Origin of the sequence: Blautia sp. RTP21359st1_E11_RTP21359_211015 (assembly GCF_040910705.1) — a bacterium.
GTDB lineage: Bacteria > Bacillota > Clostridia > Lachnospirales > Lachnospiraceae > Blautia_A > Blautia_A fusiformis.
The window spans coordinates 33158-52893 of sequence record NZ_JBDGAB010000016.1 but is presented as its reverse complement, the minus strand read 5'-3'; the positions used below and the strand labels follow the sequence as shown (position 1 = coordinate 52893).

The window sequence follows — 19736 nt, the reverse complement described above, 5'->3', positions numbered from 1 at the left end:
TAAAAAAATATACGGACCTTATTCATCTGTAAGGACCGTAAAATAACAGCAACATAAAAACACCCCGGAAAATCCTGATCTATGTGATGTCTCCGAATATCTGATCATCAAGCGGATATTCGGAGATCACCTTATTATTTACGGATCTCCGAGGTGTTTTTATTTATTTTCTTAATATTTTATTTTTCCGCCTCAGCTGTTGGTGTTGCTATGGCTTCTGTCTCTGTTTCACCGTTTACCATGGTTTCATATGCATTGAACATTTCTTTTACTGTCATTTTGTTTACAAGAAATACCTTGTCTCCAACGACAGCTGCATAATAGTTTGTGTCATATGTGTAGAAGGTAACGGTTGTCTGGTTCTTGTCAGAGTCTGTGAATACAGCGGTCATCTCCGGATCTGCAGCCGGTGTATAAGCGTCTGTCAGTCTCTTCTGTCCTGCCATGTTTATCAGCTTGTTGTAGAAGGTAGTAAAGGTTGTACTTTCTATTTCCTTACCATCCAGCTGATAGGTTGTTGTTTCTTTTTCGTTTCCGTCATCATCTGTGGATGTTTCACGTGAAACATTTACAGTACTTGTTGTTTCACCGTAAATAACCTGGAGCTGATCCAGATTTTTTACAGACAGATAATTGACGATCAGTGACCAGAGATCTGACGGCGTTTTGTCAATAACTGCACTCAGTGTATCTGTTGACATTGTATAGATCTGTTTGTTATCTACCGTTACATATCTGCTGCCATCTCCTGCCTCATCGCCAACGTAAATGACAAGCTGTTTATCCACTGTGGTTGTCTTGCTGTCTGCATCTTCTGAGCTGCTGTCCGTGTCAGTAGTGTCGCTGCTCTCAGAATCGCTCTCAGAGGCCATAGAATCGTTTTCTCCGGATTCTGTACTGTCTGTGCTGTCATTCTTCACCTCTTCCTGATAATCCACTGCAATCGTCGCATAGGGCTTATCAAGGCCATACTGGGAAAGATCCTCTGCATTGTAGTTTACAAACTGGTCAAATGCAAAGCTTCCAAGTCCGGAGGTTACGTTTCCTGCTGCCGTTGTATCGGCAGACTCTTTATCGCTGCTTCCGTCACCGGAAACATCCCAGGTAGTTCCGTCGGAATTTTCTTCCAAGACATAGGAATCTTTATCCTCGCTGACCTGGACCTTTTTCACTGTGGAAGAATCAATTGTCGGGAAATCTTCTCCCTGTGCATAATCGTAAAGGGAATCCATAAACGGAGACACTGTGTCCGCTGCCACTACATATACCGTGCTGTCATCATCATCCCTGGAAATGTAATACTGATTCGTAGACGTATTCTCATCTCCGATGTTGAGTTTCGTTGTCCCATCAGCGGTATCAACAGTTACCGTGTTAGATGGGGAATCCAGTCCATATTCCGTAAGATCCTCCACATCCTCCAGGACTCTGTCCGCTTCCACCTTTTCGATGGCGGAAGCTGCGGAATCCAGAGTTGTCTGATTTACAGGAAAAGCAGTCTCATCCTTTTTCACCCAGGAATCATCTTTTTTCTCAAAGGTCACTTCCTTCTTGTCTACGATAAATTCCAGGGATTTAATGTCATCCGTTTTCACGGAAAACACTTCTGTTTTGCTTTCCTCTTCGCTGCTCTCTGTCTTTTCTTCTTTGGATACGTAGGTGTTCAGTCCCACATAAACGCCGCCGAGAACTGCCAGAACAACAACTGCTGAAACAAGTTTGGTCGATTTTTTCATTATGCTTTTCTCCTCTTAAACCAGATCAGGAATCCTGCAACAAGGAACACTCCCGGGATCAGACCAATGGTACAGATCTTCCAGAAGGCTGCATCATAATCGGTTACTGTCAGGCTTGTGGACTCAAGGCTCTTGGATGGAATAGAAACGGAATTGCTGTCGTCTGTGCTGGTCATCCAGTTTAAGGACTCCAGAAGGAGCTTTTCATTTCCGCCGGATACCATCTGGTTTACCTGGCTCTCCATCAGATTTGCTGTGGAGTAGTAAACGATCTGTGTTTCCTTATCATCATCCAGTTTCTCAGTGATAGCAACACCAAGATCAAACGGTCCGTCTACATCTCCGTCTTCCTTTTCGATATTGCTGCTCTGCATATTTGTTTTGGAGTAAGCCTTGTCAGAGGTTGTCAGGATACTGTCGATGGTTACGGTATCTCTTACATCATCTGTTTTCTGAATGCCCTGTGCATACGGTGCCAGTACGTAGGAGCCTGCAGAAGCTGTCTCAGAGCTTGCATCTGTGCTGTTGACTGTTGGTACAAGATAATATGGCATCTGCATTCCATAATGCTGATTATCACCCTCAAATACGATTCCCTCTGCACACTTTACACCATAGTTTTCAAGAACCGCATCAAAGTTCGGCAGATCATCCTGTGTATAATCCGAGAAGATCATAGCTTTTCCGCCTGCCTCCAGATAATCCAGGAGCTCTGTTTTTTCTTCCTCGGAAATATCGCTGGTCGGAGATACGATCATCAGGCAGTCTGCATCATCCGGAACCTTTCCCTCTGTGAGAAGGTTCAGCTCCTTAATATCAATGTTTGCTTTCTGGATATCTTCTTTAAAGCTGGAATCCAGATCTTTTTCTCCGTGTCCGGATAAGGTGTACATGATCGGAAGATCCTCGGATGTTACATAACCGATCGCACTTGTGATCTGTCCTTCTCCATCAAATCCGGTAGTAGTCTGCTGCCAGGTATTATAGTCTACTGAAGAGGAATACATATCGTTGTAATTGATAACCTTGTTTCTGTCGCCGCAGACTACGATCAGGCTGTTTGACGCAAGATCATCGGTTGTATATTCCGATGCAAATTTCGGATTTACAACAGGGTCTTTTACCTCAACTTTAATATGCTTGGACTCATCTTTATAACGTGAAAGCAGATTGGAGATCGTGTCGTCCTCAGAACCGCTTGCCGCGATCTGATAAATGGTAACATCCTTATCCAGTGCCTTCAGTACCTTCTTTGTTTCATCACCGATGGTGTAAAGCTTGGATGAGCTTACATCCAGCTGTGAATATTTGGATGGGATCGCACCGACGATCATATTGATCACAACCACGATCACGATAAAGACTGCTGCCATAGCCATGCTGTAGGAACCATTTTTGATATGTTTTTTGCTGATGGTGCCTACCAGCTTTTTCGGATCCGGTTTATGTTTCTTTTTGCCGGAGTCCTGTGCGGTCTCCGGTACGGCTGCCTCGCCTTTATTTTTCTTAAATTTCTCACTGAATTTCATTTCCATTCACCCCCTAGTTCCAGCGTCTCTTCTGAATGGACTGCATGGTAAGGAACAGGCAGATCGCAATAACAGAAATAAAATAAACGATTCCTGTCACGTCAAACACGCCTTTTGTAAAATTATCATAATGTCCGCTCAGGTTAAATACGTTCAGTACCTTCTGGATACCACCCTGGAAAATACTGGATTTTACAACGTATACGATCACAAGGGCAATCTCTCCCACAGCTCCGATCACTACAGAGATCAGGACATTTTTGATCATAGTATAAATGATGATCGCGATCGCCACGATCAGAAGTCCGAATGCCACTGCAGTTGACATGGAGGTCTGTGAAAAGAATGAGGAAATTCCGTTCATCATATAGAAGGCGAACAGGAATACAAACGTAAGTACGGCTGCAATTACCTGGCTTTCTGTAAGCGCTGACATAAATACACCGATCGCCAGATTCGCGCATCCCAGAAGGAAAAATCCCAGGATTCCGGTGTATGCGGAAGCATAGGAAATCGTTCCGAACTTACTCATGATCAGAGGATAAACGCACATGATCACGACCGGAATGGCAAACACAGCTACCAGTGCAAGATATTTTCCAAATACGATATCCCATACAGATACCGGTGCGGTCAGAAGAAGCTGATCCGTTTTCTGCTTGCGCTCTTCTGCAAGTACGCGCATGGAAAGGATCGGCACACCGATCAGGAACACAAAGGTCAGTGCACTTAAGGTAGTTTCAAATTTTGAATAGCCGCCTGAAAGCTGATATGCGGAAAAATAAATTCCGGTCAGCACCAGGACAAAAAATATGAAGAGATATCCAACCATGGAGGTCAGATAGCTTTTCAGTTCTCTTTTAAAAATCGCTGTCATGACTGATCCCCCTCTTTCTCATCAGAAGCCTTCTCTGGTTCCCCGTTTTTTTCTTCCTGAGTTTTTTCTTCTTCCGATGATCTGTCTTCTACCGGTTTCCACTGTGAGCTTTCCGGTTTTCCGGCGGATTTTTTCTCTCCTTCGGTAAGCTCAAGGAATACATCCTCAAGGGAAACTCTCTTAACCTGCATCTCGTAGATTGGACAGTTCGCTTTTGCCATAGCGTAGAAGACTTTTTCACGGATGTCCACATTTTCCTGAATGGAAAGTTTTGTTTTCCACAATTTTTCATCGCTGTCATAGGACATTTCCACTCCGGTTACGCCTTCGATCGTTTCCAGAGCTTTTCGAATCGTGTCTTTCTCGCCTTTTACCTTCATAAGGAGGCTGTTGGAGCCTGCTGCCAGACGTTCCAGATTATCCGGTGTATCGCTGGCTACCAGCTTTCCATGGGAAATGATCAGAACATAATCACACACTGCTCTTACCTCGGAAAGGATATGGGAGCTTAGGATAACCGTGTGCTTCTGCTTCAGGCCTTTGATCAGGTCACGGATCTCGATGATCTGCTTCGGGTCAAGTCCTACTGTCGGCTCATCCAGGATGATCACTTCAGGATATCCTAGGATTGCCTGTGCAAGACCCACTCTCTGGCGATAACCTTTGGAAAGGTTTTTGATCAGACGGTCTTTCATGTCTGTGATCTTTACCATATCCATGACTTCTTTTATCTGCTTGTCTTTTTGGTTTCTTGGGATTTTTTTCAGATCAGCCGCAAATTTCATGTACTCAAGAACAGTCATGTCAAAATAGAGCGGCGGCATTTCCGGCAGATAGCCGATACATTTCTTGGCTGCCTCCGGTTCCTCCAGAATATCATGACCATCGATCATCACTTTTCCTTCTGTGGAAGCAATGTATCCTGTGATCATGTTCATAGTTGTTGATTTTCCTGCACCGTTGGGGCCCAGGAATCCGTAAATTTTCCCCTTTTCGATCTGAAAGGAAAGATGGTCAACTGCAGTATGATCACCATACTTTTTGACCAGATTACTTACTTCGATCACTTTACTCTCCTCCTTTTATTCTCAGGGAAATACTTTTTTTAATTATCGATTTCCCATTTTATAAGATGCCAGAGGCAAAAGGTCCTGAAACTGAAGCCCTTGACTCTGGCGTCTTTTCAATACCAATAGAAAATGCCCCTGGATGAAACAGAGAATGGGGGAAATCCAGGGGCATCTCTATCGGATTATAGTGTAAAAGTAATTTGTGATAAAAGTAGGATAAATTTGTGATAATTTTGTGAAACTCCCGGACAAAAAAATCTCCTGTCGGACAGATTTTGACTTTGTTCGACAGGAGGTAACTTATGCCAGTGGCTCTCTGAGCGGTGTTCCGGCTTTTCTCGGATATTTGCCTGGGGTGTTCTTTACCTTCTCGATAATGACCAGGGAGCGGCCAATCTCAGATCCCGGAAGGTCAAAGTACTGAATATCCCTGATCTTTCCACCAAGGATCTTTACTGCTTTCTCTGCTGCTTCTGCTTCTTCCTTTACAGAACCGGATTTATAGGAGACAAAAAGCCCTCCGACTTTTACATACGGGAGACAGTATTCAGACAGGGTTGCAAGTCCGGATACTGCTCTGGATACGCAGAGATCATATTTTTCTCTGTAGGCTTTGTTTTTTGCATATTCTTCAGCTCTTCCGTGAATGGCGGAAATCCCCTCCAGGCCCAGGAGCGCAAAGGTTTCTTCCAGGAATTTTACTCTTTTATTGAGGGAGTCCAGAAGGCAGGCTTCCACCTCCGGGAAGGCGATCTTCAGGGGAACACCCGGGAATCCGGCGCCGGTTCCGATGTCCATAACGGTTTTTATCTTACCCATATCTACAGCCTTGACGCAGCAGAGGCTGTCCAGGAAATGTTTCACGAGAACCTCGTCAAATTCTGTGATACCGGTGAGGTTCATGACTTTGTTTTTTTCTACAAGATATTCGTAGAATCGGATAAACTGGTTTTTCTGCGTGTCACTGAGTGTGATTCCAAGCTCCTCGCAGCCTTTTTCCAGGATTTCTAAATTGTACATGCAGCTTCCTCTCTTATTTTCTGTGTTTTATTGTTATTCGTTGTATTATCCGTGTTTATGTCCGGATCTGCTTTCCAGATATACAAGAAGCACGGAAATGTCAGCCGGGGATACACCGGAGATACGGGACGCCTGACCGATGGACACCGGTCTGTAGGCTTCCAGCTTCTGGCGTGCCTCAATGCGGAGGCTTCCTACATCTTCGTAATTAATGTCTTCCGGAAGCTTTTTCTGCTCCAGTTTCTTAAACTGCTCTACCTGCTTCATCTGGCGGCGGATGTAGCCATCATATTTGATGTTGATCTCTACCTGCTCACATACATCTTCCGGAAGCTCCGGTCTTTCTTTATCGATGGGTGCAAGCACCTTATAGTTAAGCTCCGGCCGACGGATCAGCTCTGCAATGGTGGTTCCGGATTTCAGAAGGGTACTGTTCAGAGATTCCAGAAGGCTCTGTACCTCTGCAGAACCACCTACAGTTGCATGTTCCACTCTCTCGATCTCTTCCTGGATCCGGCGCTCTTTTTCCTGTAATTTATGGTATGTCTCATCATCAATCAGGCCGACCTCCCAGCCTTTTTTGCGAAGACGAAGATCTGCGTTGTCCTGGCGGAGGAGCAGACGGTACTCAGCACGGCTTGTCATCATTCGGTACGGCTCATGGTTCTCCTTTGTTACCAGATCATCGATGAGAACGCCGATATATGCCTCTGAGCGGTCCAAAATCAGCTGTTCCCGACCTTTTACCTCCATAGCTGCATTAATTCCCGCTATGAGGCCCTGAGCGGCTGCTTCCTCATATCCGGAGCTTCCGTTAAACTGTCCGCCGCTGAAAAGGCCCTTGATCTTTTTGAATTCCAGTGTGGGATAGAGCTGGCGCGGATTGATGCAGTCATACTCAATAGCGTAAGCATTTTTTACGATCCTGGCGTTCTCCAGACCCGGTACGGAATGGTACATCTCGTACTGAACATCCTCCGGCAGGGAGCTGGACATTCCGCCGATGTACATTTCATTTGTGTAAAGACCTTCCGGTTCGATAAATACCTGATGGCGTTTTTTGTCTGCAAAACGAACTACTTTATCCTCAATGGACGGACAGTAACGTGGTCCGGTTCCTTCGATCATTCCGGAATAAAGGGGGGATCTGTCCAGATTTGCACGGATGATCTCGTGTGTTTTTTCGTTTGTATAGGTCAGCCAGCAGGATTTCTGCTCGATCTGTACAGATTCCGGGTCTGTGGAAAAAGAGAACGGTACGACTCTTTCATCTCCGAACTGCTCTTCCATCTTAGAATAATCAATGGTGTTTCCGGCGATTCTGGCCGGAGTTCCTGTTTTGAAGCGGAACATTTCGATCCCCAGCTTTTTCAGGGAATCCGTAAGGTAATTGGCTGCCTGAAGGCCGTTCGGTCCTGTATAGTTGCTGACGTCGCCGTAAATGCAGCGGGCCTTGAGGTAGGTTCCTGTACAGAGGACTACAGCTTTTGCGTGGTAGGTGGCTCCTGAGAAGGTTTTTACACCGGTGATGTGCCCGTCTTCTACCAGAAGCTCGGTCACTTCACCCTGGCGGATGGTTAAGTTCTCTGTATTTTCCAGTGTCTTTCTCATTTCTGTGCTGTAGGCCTGTTTATCGGCCTGTGCACGAAGGGAATGGACTGCAGGGCCTTTGGACTGGTTGAGCATTTTGGACTGGATGAAGGTTTTGTCTATGTTTTTACCCATTTCCCCACCGAGAGCATCCAGCTCACGGACGAGATGCCCTTTGGAGCTGCCGCCTACATTGGGGTTGCAGGGCATAAGGGCGATGCTGTCTACGCTGACTGTGAACATGACTGTGTTGAGCCCTAAGCGGGCGCATGCCAGTGATGCTTCGCAGCCTGCGTGGCCGGCGCCTACTACTATGATGTCGAAAAACTGTTCCAGATTTTTCATGCTTTTTCTCCTTTATTTTTTCTCTTATTTTTCTCTTATTCTTTTTCTTTGTTTATTGTGTGGTTGGTTTTTGGTTTTATTTTTACTTTCTTGGCAGAGGGCCTGGTTTTTTTGCTTTGGGAAGCTGTGGAAAACCGCAAAGGGGCCGTAAAGCCACGGCCCCTCTGCACACCCCTCGGGCTTTTTTTTAGGAGTTCTTGGGTTGTGGTGTGTGATACGGTGTTGACTTTTGTCTGTATGCTTCGGTATTGGATGCGGAACGTTGTGCCGAGGGGGTTGCAGTGGAACTGTAATGAGGTTCTCGACGTGCGATGCACGTCTGCGGAATTCTGCAATCCATGTGGCGTACAGCAGGGAGCCGCAATCTATGCGGCATATGCGGCCGAGGTTCCACAACCCATGCGGCATATACGGCCGGGTCTCCGTAATCTATATTATGCAACAATATATCCTACAGAAATATACAAAGTTCCGTTTGATACATTTCGGCTCAGTGTCGAATTGCCAGTACAGAAGCATACAGGCACAAGTTAGTTTCTTTCAGTTTTCCACAATCGCTGCACTATATAAAAAAGGCCCAGGGGTGTGCAGAGGGGCGCGGCCTTGTGCCCCTTTGCGGTTTTCTCACATTCCAATGTGATCTACCCTCTGCGGGCTTCCGCAGTCCATGTGGCATACAGCAGGGAGCCGCAATCTATGCGGTTATACGACCGGAGTTCCGCAATCCATGCGGCATATACGGCCGGGATTCCGCAATCCATGCGGGCATTCGGCCGGGGCCTCCGCAGCCCATGCGGTTATTATTTCCCCATACAAAATTTAGAAAATATCTCATTAACAAGGTCTTCCCCAAGTGATTCTCCCAGAATCCGTCCCAGACTTTCGTATGCATCTGTCAGGTCTATAGAATAAAAATCCTCCGGCATTCCGCTTTCTATGCTATTTTCTACCAGAGAAAGACTTTCCTGTGCTTTTAAAAGCTCCTGTCTGTGGCGTTCATTGGTGATGTAGACTTCATCATTGAAGTCAATCTCCCCACTGAAGAACATTTCCCGGATTTTTTCTTCCAGGTCTGTGATCCCGGTTTCTTCTTTTGCGGAGATTGGGATCACCGGCTGGTTTATTCTGCTCTTTAAATCCTCTATATCTATAGCAGATTCAAGGTCTGTCTTGCTGTAGAGGACAATTGTCTTTTTCTCTTGCAAAATTTTTATGATTTCTTCGTCATTTTCATCTAACGGTACGGAGGAATCTACGACATAGAGGATCAGGTCTGCGTCTGCTGCCATTTCCTTGGCTTTGGATACGCCGATTTTCTCTACGATGTCTTCTGTCTGGCGGATTCCAGCTGTGTCAGCGATCTTTAATGTGATCCCATGCAGGTTGATATACTCTTCCAGTACGTCTCTGGTGGTTCCTGCGATATCGGTCACGATGGCTCTGTCCTCTCCCAGAAGCAGGTTCAGCAGAGAAGATTTCCCTGCGTTCGGCTTGCCCAGGATCACGGTACGGATACCTTCCTGTATGATCTTTCCGTCTCCGGCTGTTTTTAACAGGTTCTGTATTTTTTCTTTTTCTTCTGCTACGATCTGCTCTAATTCTTCCGAATATCCTGTCAGATCATAGTGCTCCGGATCGTCTAATGCCGATTCAATGTACGCTATATGGTACAGTAGTTTTTCTCTGATATGCTGTACATTTTTTCGGACTGAACCTTTTAATTGTCCTACAGAGTTCTTTAATGAGTACTCATTTTTGGACTGTATCACGTCCATAACGGCCTCCGCCTGGGAAAGATCGATCCTTCCATTGAGGAATGCACGCTTGGTAAATTCTCCCGGCTCGGCAATAATGGCTCCGTTTTTCAGCACAGTTTCCAGTACCTTTTTCATGGCTAAAACGCCGCCGTGGCAGTCAATTTCTATGGTATCTTCTCCTGTGTATGTCCGTGGTCCGCGCATGGCCATGACCAGTACTTCGTCTACCATTTCTTCGTTATCATAAATATATCCATAATGGATGGTGTGGCTTGGGACGTTTTTCAGAGATTTTTTTCCACCCTTGGAACGGTATACTCCGGATGCGATCTCAAAAGCCTCCGGGCCACTGATCCTGACGATCCCGATTCCCGATGCGCTCATGGCTGTGGAAATCGCAGCAATCGTTGTCTCTTCCATTTTTCACTCTCCTTTGTCAAACGGATAAAAGCATCCGCTATATCACACTGCAGCTGATCGCTGCCATGCCGTTTATCCTGGTCCAGCGGATAAAAGCATCCGGTTAAACGCAAAAATGTTACTCCGGAAAAGCTTTTTACACGCAAAAAACACGTGTTATTCACGCTTTCACCTAGAATAACATCTTCTGTCAGTTTCCATATTTATAATGCTAGAGCGTGTTTGAAAAAGGCTTTCTGCAAGATGTGCGTCACACTTTGTGGGAGATTTTGTCCGGATGAAGGCGCCGTAGCGGGCTACGGCAACTGAATTCGGGCAAAATATACCGCAAAGTGGGGCGTGCAGATTGCGGGAATGATTTTTCAAATACGCTCTAATCTCTGCATTCCGGATGTCCGCTGCAGAAATATCTTTTGTTATTTGCTCTTCAATGATTATAAAGAATTGTTGCGGAGATTGCAATGATAATTTTTAATTTTCAGTTCCATACAAAAAAGCCGTACCTACGGAGCTTACGCTCCGGGATACGGCTTATGGCTTTACCGGTGGATCATCAATTATTGCGTTTCAGTTTTACTACTACATGTCTGTAAGGTTCTTCTCCCTCACTGACTGTCTCTACATAGCGGTTGCCCTGCAGAGATGCATGGATGATCCTTCTTTCGTACGGATTCATCGGTTCCAGAACTACCGGTTTTCTGGTTTTCTTTACCTTGAAGGCGATTCCTCTTGCAAGGTTCTCCAGAGTTTCCTTACGACGGCGTCTGTAGTCCTCGGTATCGAGTTTTACACGAATGTAGGTAGACTCGCCTTTGTTTACCACAAGGCTTGTCAGATACTGAAGAGAATCCAGTGTCTGGCCTCTTTTTCCGATGAGGATACCCATATCCTCACCTTCAAAATCCACATCCAGAGAACCGTCTGCAGTGTTGTATTTCGATGTGATCTCCACTTCTCCAAGATCCATGGAACCGAATACGTCACGAAGAAATACGACTGCTCTCTCCTCAACCTCTCTGATCTTCTCCGGATCGCTGAGGATCTCTATCGGTCTGCCCTGCTTCGGTGCTCTCTCACGTGTTTCCTTCGGCTGACGCTCCTTTGGAGCTCTTGGCTGTTTCTCACGTGCAGGCTTTGCTTTGCCCTGGAAATCCCTTGCAGGTCTTTCCTTTGGCGCTGCTGCCTTTGCAGGTGCTTCTTCGGATGCCTTCTCCACCTGTACAGCTTCTTTCTTCACCGGCTTCTTCTCCTCTGCAGGAGCTGCTTTCGGTGCAGATTCTTTCTTTACATCCGGAGTAAAAGGCTTTTCTAATTTCTTCTCTTCTTTGATAGCGTCCAGTTTCACGGACTCTACCAGTTCATCGATTTCCTGCATATCAGAAACTGGCTCGATTCTGCGAACTTTGATCACGGCAGGTTTGCTGCCGATTCCGAAGAATCCGGAGCTGCCTTCACTGATAACCTGAATATCAAGCTGGTCACTGGAAGTTCCAAGCTCAAGACACGCTTTTGTGATAGCTTCATTCTTTGTTTTTGCTGAAAACTGAATGTAATCCTCCATTACGAACCCCTCCGTTCCTGATTATTTCTTCTTATTTCTCTCATCAAAGTCTCTTACGAGATTTGCTTTAGCTGTGATGCTGCCCGGTTTTGCACTTCTTGCCTTCTCATAAGCAGTATCAACCTTCTGTGCTCTGTCTGAAGCACCATTGTTTCCGCTGTTGCCCTTATTGATCACAGGTTTATTGATATTCTTGGCGGACTGATGAGCCTGATTGGTGATCTTCTGCGGCGGAAGTCCTTCCTTCGCACGCTTCGCTTCGATCTTCTTCATATTCTCATTAACCAAATCATCAATGTTCATCTTATCAAGATGACGATTGATTGCAAACTGCTGGGCACTTCGAACGACAGCACTGGCGATCCAGTAGATACCAAGACCAACCGGGAATGTGAAACAGAAGAATGCAGACATCAGAGGCATGACCATGTTCATGGTTTTCATGGAGTTTGCCATTGCGCTGGCCTGATCATTTCCGTCTGCCGGCTGTGTTGCAGCCTGTGGCATAAGCTTCAGGTTCAGCATCTGAGTTGCCCATGCAAGAACCGGGATCAGAAGTGCTACGATCGCAAGTAACAGAGAACCATGATTTTTGAAGAATTCCATGATATAGTACAGCGGCTGGTCTGCGATATTCAGTCCACAGAAGCCCTGCATCTTGGAAATATTGCCGGATGCTTTTGTGATCGCATCAGAAAATCCTGAAAACTGATTCATCTGTGCCAGCTCTTTCCACTGGGAAGGAGAAAGTGCATACAGAAAATCAACAATCGAGTTACTTGTAGCATTTCCGGCACTGTCCATAACGAGACGCACTCGTGTCATGGAATGGTCTGTGATAAACTGCTGCAGGATATCTGTGTATCCGTTTACAGCTAGCAGGTTGTCAACTACACCAGTAAAAATGTTCTTTACACTTCCAACGTAAGCAGGAATCCGGTAGATAACCTGATACAGAGCAAACAGAATAGGCATCTGAATGGCTAACTGTACACAGCTACCGGTTGGAGAAACACCATATTTCTGATAAACAGCCTGGGTTTCTTCGTTCATTTTCATCATGGAAGCCTGATCCTTTTTACCCTGATATTTCTTCTGGATCTTCTGGATCTCAGGCTGCATGATTGCACTTAACTTGGAGAATTTCTGCTGCTTGATCTGCAGCGGTGTCATAAAGGCAAAGATAAGAATACTGAAGATAATGATACAAAGACCAATGTTCTGGATTCCGAACAGGCCGTCAAGCATCTTATATATGCCATCCATGATCCATCCCATCACAGACGCGATCTGTCCGATAATAGGAGTTCCGGTTTTTGTTGCTAAAAACAGTTCCAAATTCATTTCCTCCTAGACTTCTTATTCAATTGTAAAAGTCCGGTAACTATTCATTCGTCCACTAACTGCGGAGGTACTGAACAGTTACAAATTCCGATAACTGCTCTGCCCGGGAAAAGGCTGAACAGTCACAAAATAATTCATGGCACAGGGTCATAGCCTCCGTGGGAAAAAGGATTGCATCGCAATATCCTCCATACCGCAAGAAGACTGCCCTTAAATGCGCCATATTTTTCGATTGCTTCCAAACCATATTGAGAACATGTGGGAATATAAGGACATTTCGTTCTCTTCATCGGCGATATATATTTTTGATAGAGCCTTATCATCTTAATCAGAAATTTCTTTATCATGTTCATTCCCTGTTATATGATGCTTTCTTGCAAGATGCAGAAAAGCACTCTCGATCTCGTGAAAGCTCTTGCCCTTGGCTGCGGCTCTCGCTACTACTACAATATCAAGGTTACTGTCAAAATCTGTTTCGTTGAGACGATAGCTTTCTCTGATCAATCTGGTGAGTCTGTGGCGAACCACACTGTTCCCTACTTTTTTGCTTACTGATATTCCCAGACGATTCTTCATGTGCTGATTCTTCAGCACGTACATCACCAGAAGCCGATTTGCGTACGATGTTCCGTTCTGATATACAACTTTAAAATCTTGATTTTTCTTTAAGGACTCTGATCTGATCAAACGAATCCTCCTTAATTAGATTCCGCCTGCGCGGATATTTCTCCGGATAGAAGAAAAGACCACATAAATGCGGTCTTGCAGCTTATGCTGATAACTGTTTTCTTCCTTTTAATCTTCTTGCAGCTAATACTTTACGTCCGCCCTTTGTGCTCATGCGAGCTCTGAAGCCGTGAACTTTAGCTCTGGATCTCTTTTTTGGCTGAAATGTCATCTTCATAGGTAAAGCACCTCCTTTATCTATTTTTAATTGTTATGAAATAACTTATCATTCAGAACATCGTTTCAATTATATAAATAAACCTCCTTTTCGTCAAGTAAAAATTGCAAAAAACCCGATAAAATCAAGGGTTCTATAAAATACCCCCACCTTACGGTATTTATTTTTTTCTCTTATGTGGAAAGCGCTTATGGTTTACGTAACATTATCCACATTTTGTGGATAACTTGTGGATAACTTGTGGATTGACCGGAAATCTATCCACTTTTTCGGAGGGTTTGTTCACATCGTTTTCAAAAAAACCCTTTATTTGCGGTATTTTTAAGGTGGATTTTTTTATACACATAATTCTTCCACATTTTCCACCAATTCTCGACTTATGGAAACCTCCAGGACTCTTATCCACAATAATCCACCCTAATCCACAGTAATTTCCCCACATTATCCACATTCTTTTCCCCAAAATCTCAAGGATTTTCCATTGCGAAAACCCCATTTTCATTGTAATATATAAAAGGATATCTATCTCCAGTCGCAGACTGGGGTTATTATAATACTCATGGGAGGAAAAAATGGACGCTGTTATTGAAAAATGGGAGGAGATCCTGCAAACTGTCAAATCTGAATATGAGGTGACTGATGTCCCTTTTAATACCTGGCTCAAGCCGCTGAAAGTTTATGAGGTTGACGGAAAGCTGATAACAGTGGTTGTTCCCTCTGAACAGGCAGCGATCGGAGTCAATTACATCAGTAAACGCTACAAAATACCCCTCCAGGTTACTATCTGTGTACTGACAGGCATGGAAGAATGCGAGGTTCGCTTCGTTCTGGAAAAAGATCTCCCCAAAAAAACAGAAAAAAACACTTCTTATGATAAACAGGTTCAGGATACACGTTACGAAGAGGCGCATTTAAATCCAAAATACACCTTCGACACCTTCGTTGTAGGAAGTAATAACAAATTCGCCCAGGCCGCAGCTCTTGCAGTTGCCGAATCACCGGGAGATACCTACAATCCACTGTTTATCTATGGCGGAGCCGGTCTTGGTAAGACGCATCTTATGCATTCCATCGCTCATTTCATTCTGGAACACGACGAAAACAGCCGTGTTTTGTATGTAACCAGTGAGGAATTTACCAACGAGCTGATCGAAACCATCCGAAACGGAAATAACACGGCAATGAGCAAATTCCGTGAAAAATACAGAAATATCGACGTTCTTCTTGTCGATGATATTCAGTTTATTATAGGAAAAGAATCCACACAGGAGGAATTTTTCCATACATTTAACAGTCTTCACAGTGCCAAAAAGCAGATCATCATATCCTCTGATAAACCACCGAAGGATATGGAAATCCTGGAAGAGCGCTTCCGTTCCCGGTTCGAGTGGGGTCTGATCGCAGATATCACGCTGCCTGATTACGAAACCCGAATGGCGATCCTTCATAAAAATGAAGAAATGAACGGCTACAACATCAGTGAAGATGTTATCAAATATATCGCTACCAATATCAAATCCAATATCCGTGAGCTGGAAGGTGCCTTCAACAAGGTCATGGCCGGAGCCAAGCTTGAGAAAAAGGAAGTAACTCTGGAGCTGGCAGAGCAGGCACTGAAGGATATTATTTCTCCGGATGAGAAAAAAGTGATCACACCGGAATACATCATCTCCGTTGTTGCAGAGCATTACGGAGTCACACCTGCGGACTTAAGCGGAAACAAACGAAACTCCAAGATCGTCATGCCCCGCCAGGTTTCCATGTATCTCTGCCGTGAGATCATATCCACACCTTTGAAAAATATCGGAAAAGCGCTCGGAAACCGTGACCATACCACCGTTATGCACGGTATCGAAAAGATCGAAAACGAATTGCAGAACGACGATAACTTAAAAAATACCATTGATATATTGAAAAAGAAGATTAATCCACAAGGTTAGGGAAGTTTTCCACATTACTGGTGTATAACGTGTTGATTGTATGTGGAGAGATGTGTACAACTTTTTTGCCAAAACGCGGCGGTAATTTTATCCCCGGATTATTCACATGCGAAAATACCACTTTTACACAAAGTTATCCCAACGGAAAACCCCTGAAAACATCAGGCCTGCGGGAGTTTTTCACAAAATCTGGCCCCCTACGGCGGTTACTGCGGATTTTTTCTATAAATATATTTATAAAAACCACAAATTGTTCAGAAAGGGAGTTATACACACTATGAAAATCATCTGCTCCAAATCAAGTCTGTTAAAAAGTGTAAGTATCGCACTCAAAGCAGTTCCATCAAAAACCACAATGCCAATCCTGGAATGTATTCTCATGGATGCAACTACAAACCAGATCAAATTTACCACCAACGATATGGAGCTGGGAATTGAAACCATCGTTGAGGGTACTATTGAAGAAAAAGGTAAAGTTGCTCTTGATGCAAAAATCTTCTATGAAATCATCAGACGACTTCCGGATAATGATGTTACCATTAAGACCGATGATAAATATGCAGCAACCATTACCTGTGAAAAAGCAAAATTCAATATCCCTGGAAAATCAGGAGAAGATTTTGCTTATTTACCGATGATCGAGAAGGATGAACCGCTGACGATCTCTCAGTACACACTGAAAGAAATGATCCGCCAGACTATTTTTTCGATTGCTGTAAATGAAAACAATAAGCTTATGACCGGTGAACTTTTTGAGATCAAAAATAACTGTCTGAAGGTAGTTTCTCTGGACGGACATCGTATCTCTATCCGCAAAATGTCCCTTAAGAAAGATTATTCTGACCGTAAGGTGGTAGTTCCGGGCAAAACTTTAAGCGAGGTCAGCAAGATCCTTTCCGGAGAAGTGGATGATCAGGTCAGCATTTACTTTACAAAAAACCATATTTTATTTGAATTTGATCAGACTATGGTAGTTTCCAGACTGATCGAGGGAGAATATTTCAGAATTGACCAGATGCTTTCCAGTGATTATGAGACAAAACTGAAGATCAACAAAAAAGAGTTCCTGGATTGTATCGATCGTGCCACACTTCTGGTACGTGAGGTTGATAAAAAACCGATCATCATCAACATCACAGACGATGATATGGAGCTGCGCATTGATTCTGCAATGGGTTCCATGAATGAAGAAATCGATATTGAAAAAGAGGGTAAGGATATCATGATCGGCTTCAACCCGAAATTCCTGATCGATGCGCTTCGTGTTATTGATGATGAAACCGTGACGATCTATCTTGTAAATCCGAAGGCCCCGTGCTTTATCCGTGACGATGAGGAGAACTATACTTACCTGATCCTTCCTGTAAACATCAACCAGAATCAGGCCAGATAAGACCTGGGGTAATGTGACCGTTTTTGACCGATTGTGCATGGGAATGCGATCGTGTTCTGGAAATTGTTTTATGCGTAAACTGCTGGAAGGGGGTATTTAAATTACCGCCTTCCGGTGAAATTTGTATTTGGGGGGATTTTAAATACCGCCAGGAGATCAGAAAAGATCGATCTGACGGAGAAAATACCCCGGAGATAAGAGGAGAAAAAATTGGAGATCAGAATTAAAGACGAATTTATCAAGCTTGGCCAGGCGCTGAAGCTGGCCGGTGTTGTGGAGGACGGCGTTGAGGCGAAATATGCCATCAATGATGGTCTGGTACTGGTAAACGGTGAGGTGGAGAACCGCCGTGGCCGCAAGATCCATCCTGGAGATACCATTTCCTACGATGGAAAAGATATTTATGTGATCGGGTGAAGGAATGTACATTGAATCCATCAGACTGAATAATTTCAGGAATTATGAGTCGCTGGAGATGAATTTTGATCAGGGCACCAATATTCTCTACGGTGACAATGCCCAGGGAAAGACCAATATCCTGGAGGCGGTTTATCTGGCAGGTACCAGCAAATCCCACAAGGGAAGCAAGGACCGGGAGATGATCCGCTTTGAGAATGAGGAATCCCATATCCGAATGATGGTGAAGAAGGGCGATCTTTCATACAAAATAGACATGCACCTCCGGAAAAACAAAGCAAAGGGAGTTGCCATCAACGGGCTGCCGATCCGCAAGGCAAGGGAGCTGCTGGGGGTGGTGAATCTGGTGTTTTTTTCTCCGGAGGATCTTAATATTATCAAGAATGGACCGGGAGAGAGAAGACGTTTTCTGGATTCGGAGCTTTGTCAGCTGGATGGTGTTTATATCACGGAGCTGGCCGGCTACAATCACATCGTGAACCAGAGAAACCGTCTTCTCAAAGACTGTTATATGAACCCCGGGCTGAAAAGTACCCTGGATGTCTGGGATATGCAGATGGTCGATTACGGAAAGAAGATCATCGGGAAGCGGGAAGCCTTTGTGGAGGAGCTTAACGAGATCGCAAGGGGGCTTCATAAGGGGCTTACCGGCGGGATCGAGGAGCTGGAGATCCTGTACGAGCCAAGTGTGACGGCGGCGGAGTTTGAGGATAAGCTTTCCCGGAACCGGGAGCGGGATCTTCGGATGAAGCTGACCTCCGTGGGACCGCACAGAGATGATTTCTGCGTAAAGGTCAACGGGATCGACATCCGGAGGTATGGTTCCCAGGGGCAGCAGAGGACTGCGGCCCTTTCCCTGAAGCTTTCGGAGATCTATCTGGTGAAGAAAAAAATCCGGGATACACCGGTTCTTCTGCTGGATGATGTTCTTTCGGAGCTGGATAGCAGCAGGCAGACATATCTGCTGGAAAGCATCCACGATATACAGACTCTGATCACCTGTACAGGACTGGATGATTTTGTCAGCCATCAGTTCAAGATCAACAGGGTTTTTCAGGTGGTAAAGGGGCATGTTTATATGCCTAAAGGGTTTTGACAAGCCCGTATGCATATGGTAAACTGATTCTGATTATGGAAAGTTGGTGAATATTTTGGATAAAGAGGAGTTTCGCGTTAAGCTGGGACAGATCAATAAGCTGGTCGAGACCCAGGATTACAAAGGCGCCATGCAGATTGTTGACAGCATTGACTGGCGTCGTGTGAAAAACGTCCGTACCCTTTGTGTAGTGGGTGAGATCTACGCGGCCAACAAGCGCTATGAAGAGAGCAAGGAAATTTTTCTTCTTGCCTACCACAGAGCGCCGATCGGCAAGAACATACTTTACCGTCTGATCGAGGTTTCCCTGAAAATGGGACAGATCAGTGAAGCCACAGAATTCTTTGATGAATACAGAGAAGTGGCAGGTAATGATAACAGCCAGTATATACTGAAATATAAGATCGCCAGAGCGAAGAATGCATCTCTGAATGAACAGATCCGTATTCTTGAGGAATATAAGGAGAAGGAATTTACGGAGCGCTGGTCCTATGAGCTGGCCAAGCTCTATTACAAGGCAGGAGACAAGCAGAAGTGCCTGGATCTCTGCAATGAGATGATCCTTTGGTTCAATGACGGAACTTATGTGATGAAGGCCCTTGACCTGAAACAGCGGATGGGTGTTCTCACTGGCGAAGAGAAAGAGAAATACGAACAGCGTTTTATCCCGAAGCTGATCCCGCCGGAAAAGGCGCAGGAGATCAGGGAGAGCAAGGAAGCATCCGGCGAGTATGAGG

18 protein-coding genes and 2 pseudogenes are annotated in these 19736 nt (G+C 44.9%); 6 read left to right on the top strand and 14 right to left on the bottom strand.

Annotated features, from left to right (window positions below):
• Positions 1-179: 179 nt before the first annotated feature.
• The 8 genes and pseudogenes from AB5026_RS07825 to AB5026_RS07790 all read right to left on the bottom strand — a co-directional run.
• Positions 180-1736 (bottom strand): DUF4340 domain-containing protein, encoded by a 1557-nt coding sequence (locus tag AB5026_RS07825; RefSeq protein WP_368213080.1) that lies wholly within the window; start codon positions 1734-1736, stop codon positions 180-182.
• Positions 1736-3265: a GldG family protein gene (locus tag AB5026_RS07820; RefSeq protein ID WP_173740566.1), complete on the bottom strand. Its 1530-nt coding sequence runs from the start codon at positions 3263-3265 to the stop codon at positions 1736-1738. Before AB5026_RS07820 ends, AB5026_RS07825 begins: the two co-directional genes overlap by 1 nt.
• A gap of 13 nt (positions 3266-3278) precedes the next feature.
• Positions 3279-4142 (bottom strand): ABC transporter permease, encoded by an 864-nt coding sequence (locus tag AB5026_RS07815; protein WP_015526545.1) that lies wholly within the window; start codon positions 4140-4142, stop codon positions 3279-3281.
• Positions 4139-5209: an ABC transporter ATP-binding protein gene (locus AB5026_RS07810; protein WP_021651032.1), complete on the bottom strand. Its 1071-nt coding sequence runs from the start codon at positions 5207-5209 to the stop codon at positions 4139-4141. The genes AB5026_RS07815 and AB5026_RS07810 overlap by 4 nt, the downstream gene beginning before the upstream one ends.
• A 303-nt stretch (positions 5210-5512) precedes the next feature.
• Positions 5513-6232 carry a 16S rRNA (guanine(527)-N(7))-methyltransferase RsmG gene (rsmG, locus tag AB5026_RS07805; protein ID WP_059086520.1) on the bottom strand — a complete coding sequence of 240 codons (720 nt, stop codon included), beginning with the start codon at positions 6230-6232 and terminating at the stop codon, positions 5513-5515.
• A gap of 45 nt (positions 6233-6277) precedes the next feature.
• A complete protein-coding gene (gene mnmG / locus AB5026_RS07800) occupies positions 6278-8167 on the bottom strand; it encodes a tRNA uridine-5-carboxymethylaminomethyl(34) synthesis enzyme MnmG (protein ID WP_173740567.1) in 1890 nt (629 codons plus the stop codon).
• Between the two features lie 800 nt (positions 8168-8967).
• Positions 8968-10344 carry a tRNA uridine-5-carboxymethylaminomethyl(34) synthesis GTPase MnmE gene (mnmE, locus tag AB5026_RS07795; protein ID WP_368213079.1) on the bottom strand — a complete coding sequence of 459 codons (1377 nt, stop codon included), beginning with the start codon at positions 10342-10344 and terminating at the stop codon, positions 8968-8970.
• A gap of 168 nt (positions 10345-10512) precedes the next feature.
• Positions 10513-10650, bottom strand: a pseudogene (locus tag AB5026_RS07790) (DUF6783 domain-containing protein); the annotation flags it as partial.
• Between AB5026_RS07790 and AB5026_RS07785 the strand changes: the two are divergent.
• Positions 10588-10809 (top strand): annotated as a pseudogene (locus tag AB5026_RS07785) (DUF6783 domain-containing protein). The pseudogenes AB5026_RS07790 and AB5026_RS07785 overlap by 63 nt on opposite strands.
• 88 nt (positions 10810-10897) lie before the next feature.
• Here AB5026_RS07785 and jag read toward each other — a convergent pair.
• From jag to AB5026_RS07755, 6 genes are all read right to left on the bottom strand, one after another.
• Positions 10898-11905, bottom strand: coding sequence for an RNA-binding cell elongation regulator Jag/EloR (gene jag / locus AB5026_RS07780; RefSeq protein ID WP_015526551.1), 1008 nt, complete (start codon positions 11903-11905; stop codon positions 10898-10900).
• Positions 11906-11926: 21 nt separating this feature from the next.
• Positions 11927-13243 carry a membrane protein insertase YidC gene (gene yidC / locus AB5026_RS07775; protein WP_227588498.1) on the bottom strand — a complete coding sequence of 439 codons (1317 nt, stop codon included), beginning with the start codon at positions 13241-13243 and terminating at the stop codon, positions 11927-11929.
• 140 nt (positions 13244-13383) lie between these two features.
• A complete protein-coding gene (gene yidD, locus AB5026_RS07770; protein ID WP_092072376.1) occupies positions 13384-13596 on the bottom strand; it encodes a membrane protein insertion efficiency factor YidD in 213 nt (70 codons plus the stop codon).
• Positions 13574-13936, bottom strand: a complete 363-nt coding sequence (gene rnpA, locus AB5026_RS07765; protein ID WP_021650160.1) for a ribonuclease P protein component — start codon at positions 13934-13936, stop codon at positions 13574-13576. Before rnpA ends, yidD begins: the two co-directional genes overlap by 23 nt.
• An 82-nt stretch (positions 13937-14018) precedes the next feature.
• Positions 14019-14153, bottom strand: a complete 135-nt coding sequence (rpmH, locus tag AB5026_RS07760) for a 50S ribosomal protein L34 (protein ID WP_005423866.1) — start codon at positions 14151-14153, stop codon at positions 14019-14021.
• 205 nt (positions 14154-14358) lie between these two features.
• Positions 14359-14604, bottom strand: coding sequence for a hypothetical protein (locus AB5026_RS07755; RefSeq protein WP_129975748.1), 246 nt, complete (start codon positions 14602-14604; stop codon positions 14359-14361).
• Between the two features lie 121 nt (positions 14605-14725).
• Between AB5026_RS07755 and dnaA the strand changes: the two genes are divergently transcribed.
• From dnaA to AB5026_RS07730, 5 genes are all read left to right on the top strand, one after another.
• A complete protein-coding gene (gene dnaA / locus AB5026_RS07750) occupies positions 14726-16093 on the top strand; it encodes a chromosomal replication initiator protein DnaA (RefSeq protein ID WP_015526555.1) in 1368 nt (455 codons plus the stop codon).
• A 277-nt stretch (positions 16094-16370) separates the two neighbouring features.
• A complete protein-coding gene (gene dnaN / locus AB5026_RS07745; protein ID WP_015526556.1) occupies positions 16371-17486 on the top strand; it encodes a DNA polymerase III subunit beta in 1116 nt (371 codons plus the stop codon).
• A gap of 210 nt (positions 17487-17696) precedes the next feature.
• Positions 17697-17903: an RNA-binding S4 domain-containing protein gene (locus AB5026_RS07740; RefSeq protein ID WP_021650164.1), complete on the top strand. Its 207-nt coding sequence runs from the start codon at positions 17697-17699 to the stop codon at positions 17901-17903.
• 4 nt (positions 17904-17907) lie between these two features.
• Entirely contained in the window at positions 17908-18999 is a 1092-nt protein-coding gene (gene recF, locus AB5026_RS07735) for a DNA replication/repair protein RecF (protein WP_021650165.1), read from the top strand.
• A gap of 46 nt (positions 19000-19045) precedes the next feature.
• Positions 19046-19736: tetratricopeptide repeat protein (locus AB5026_RS07730; protein WP_368213077.1), on the top strand; the 691-nt coding region annotated here is incomplete at its 3' end.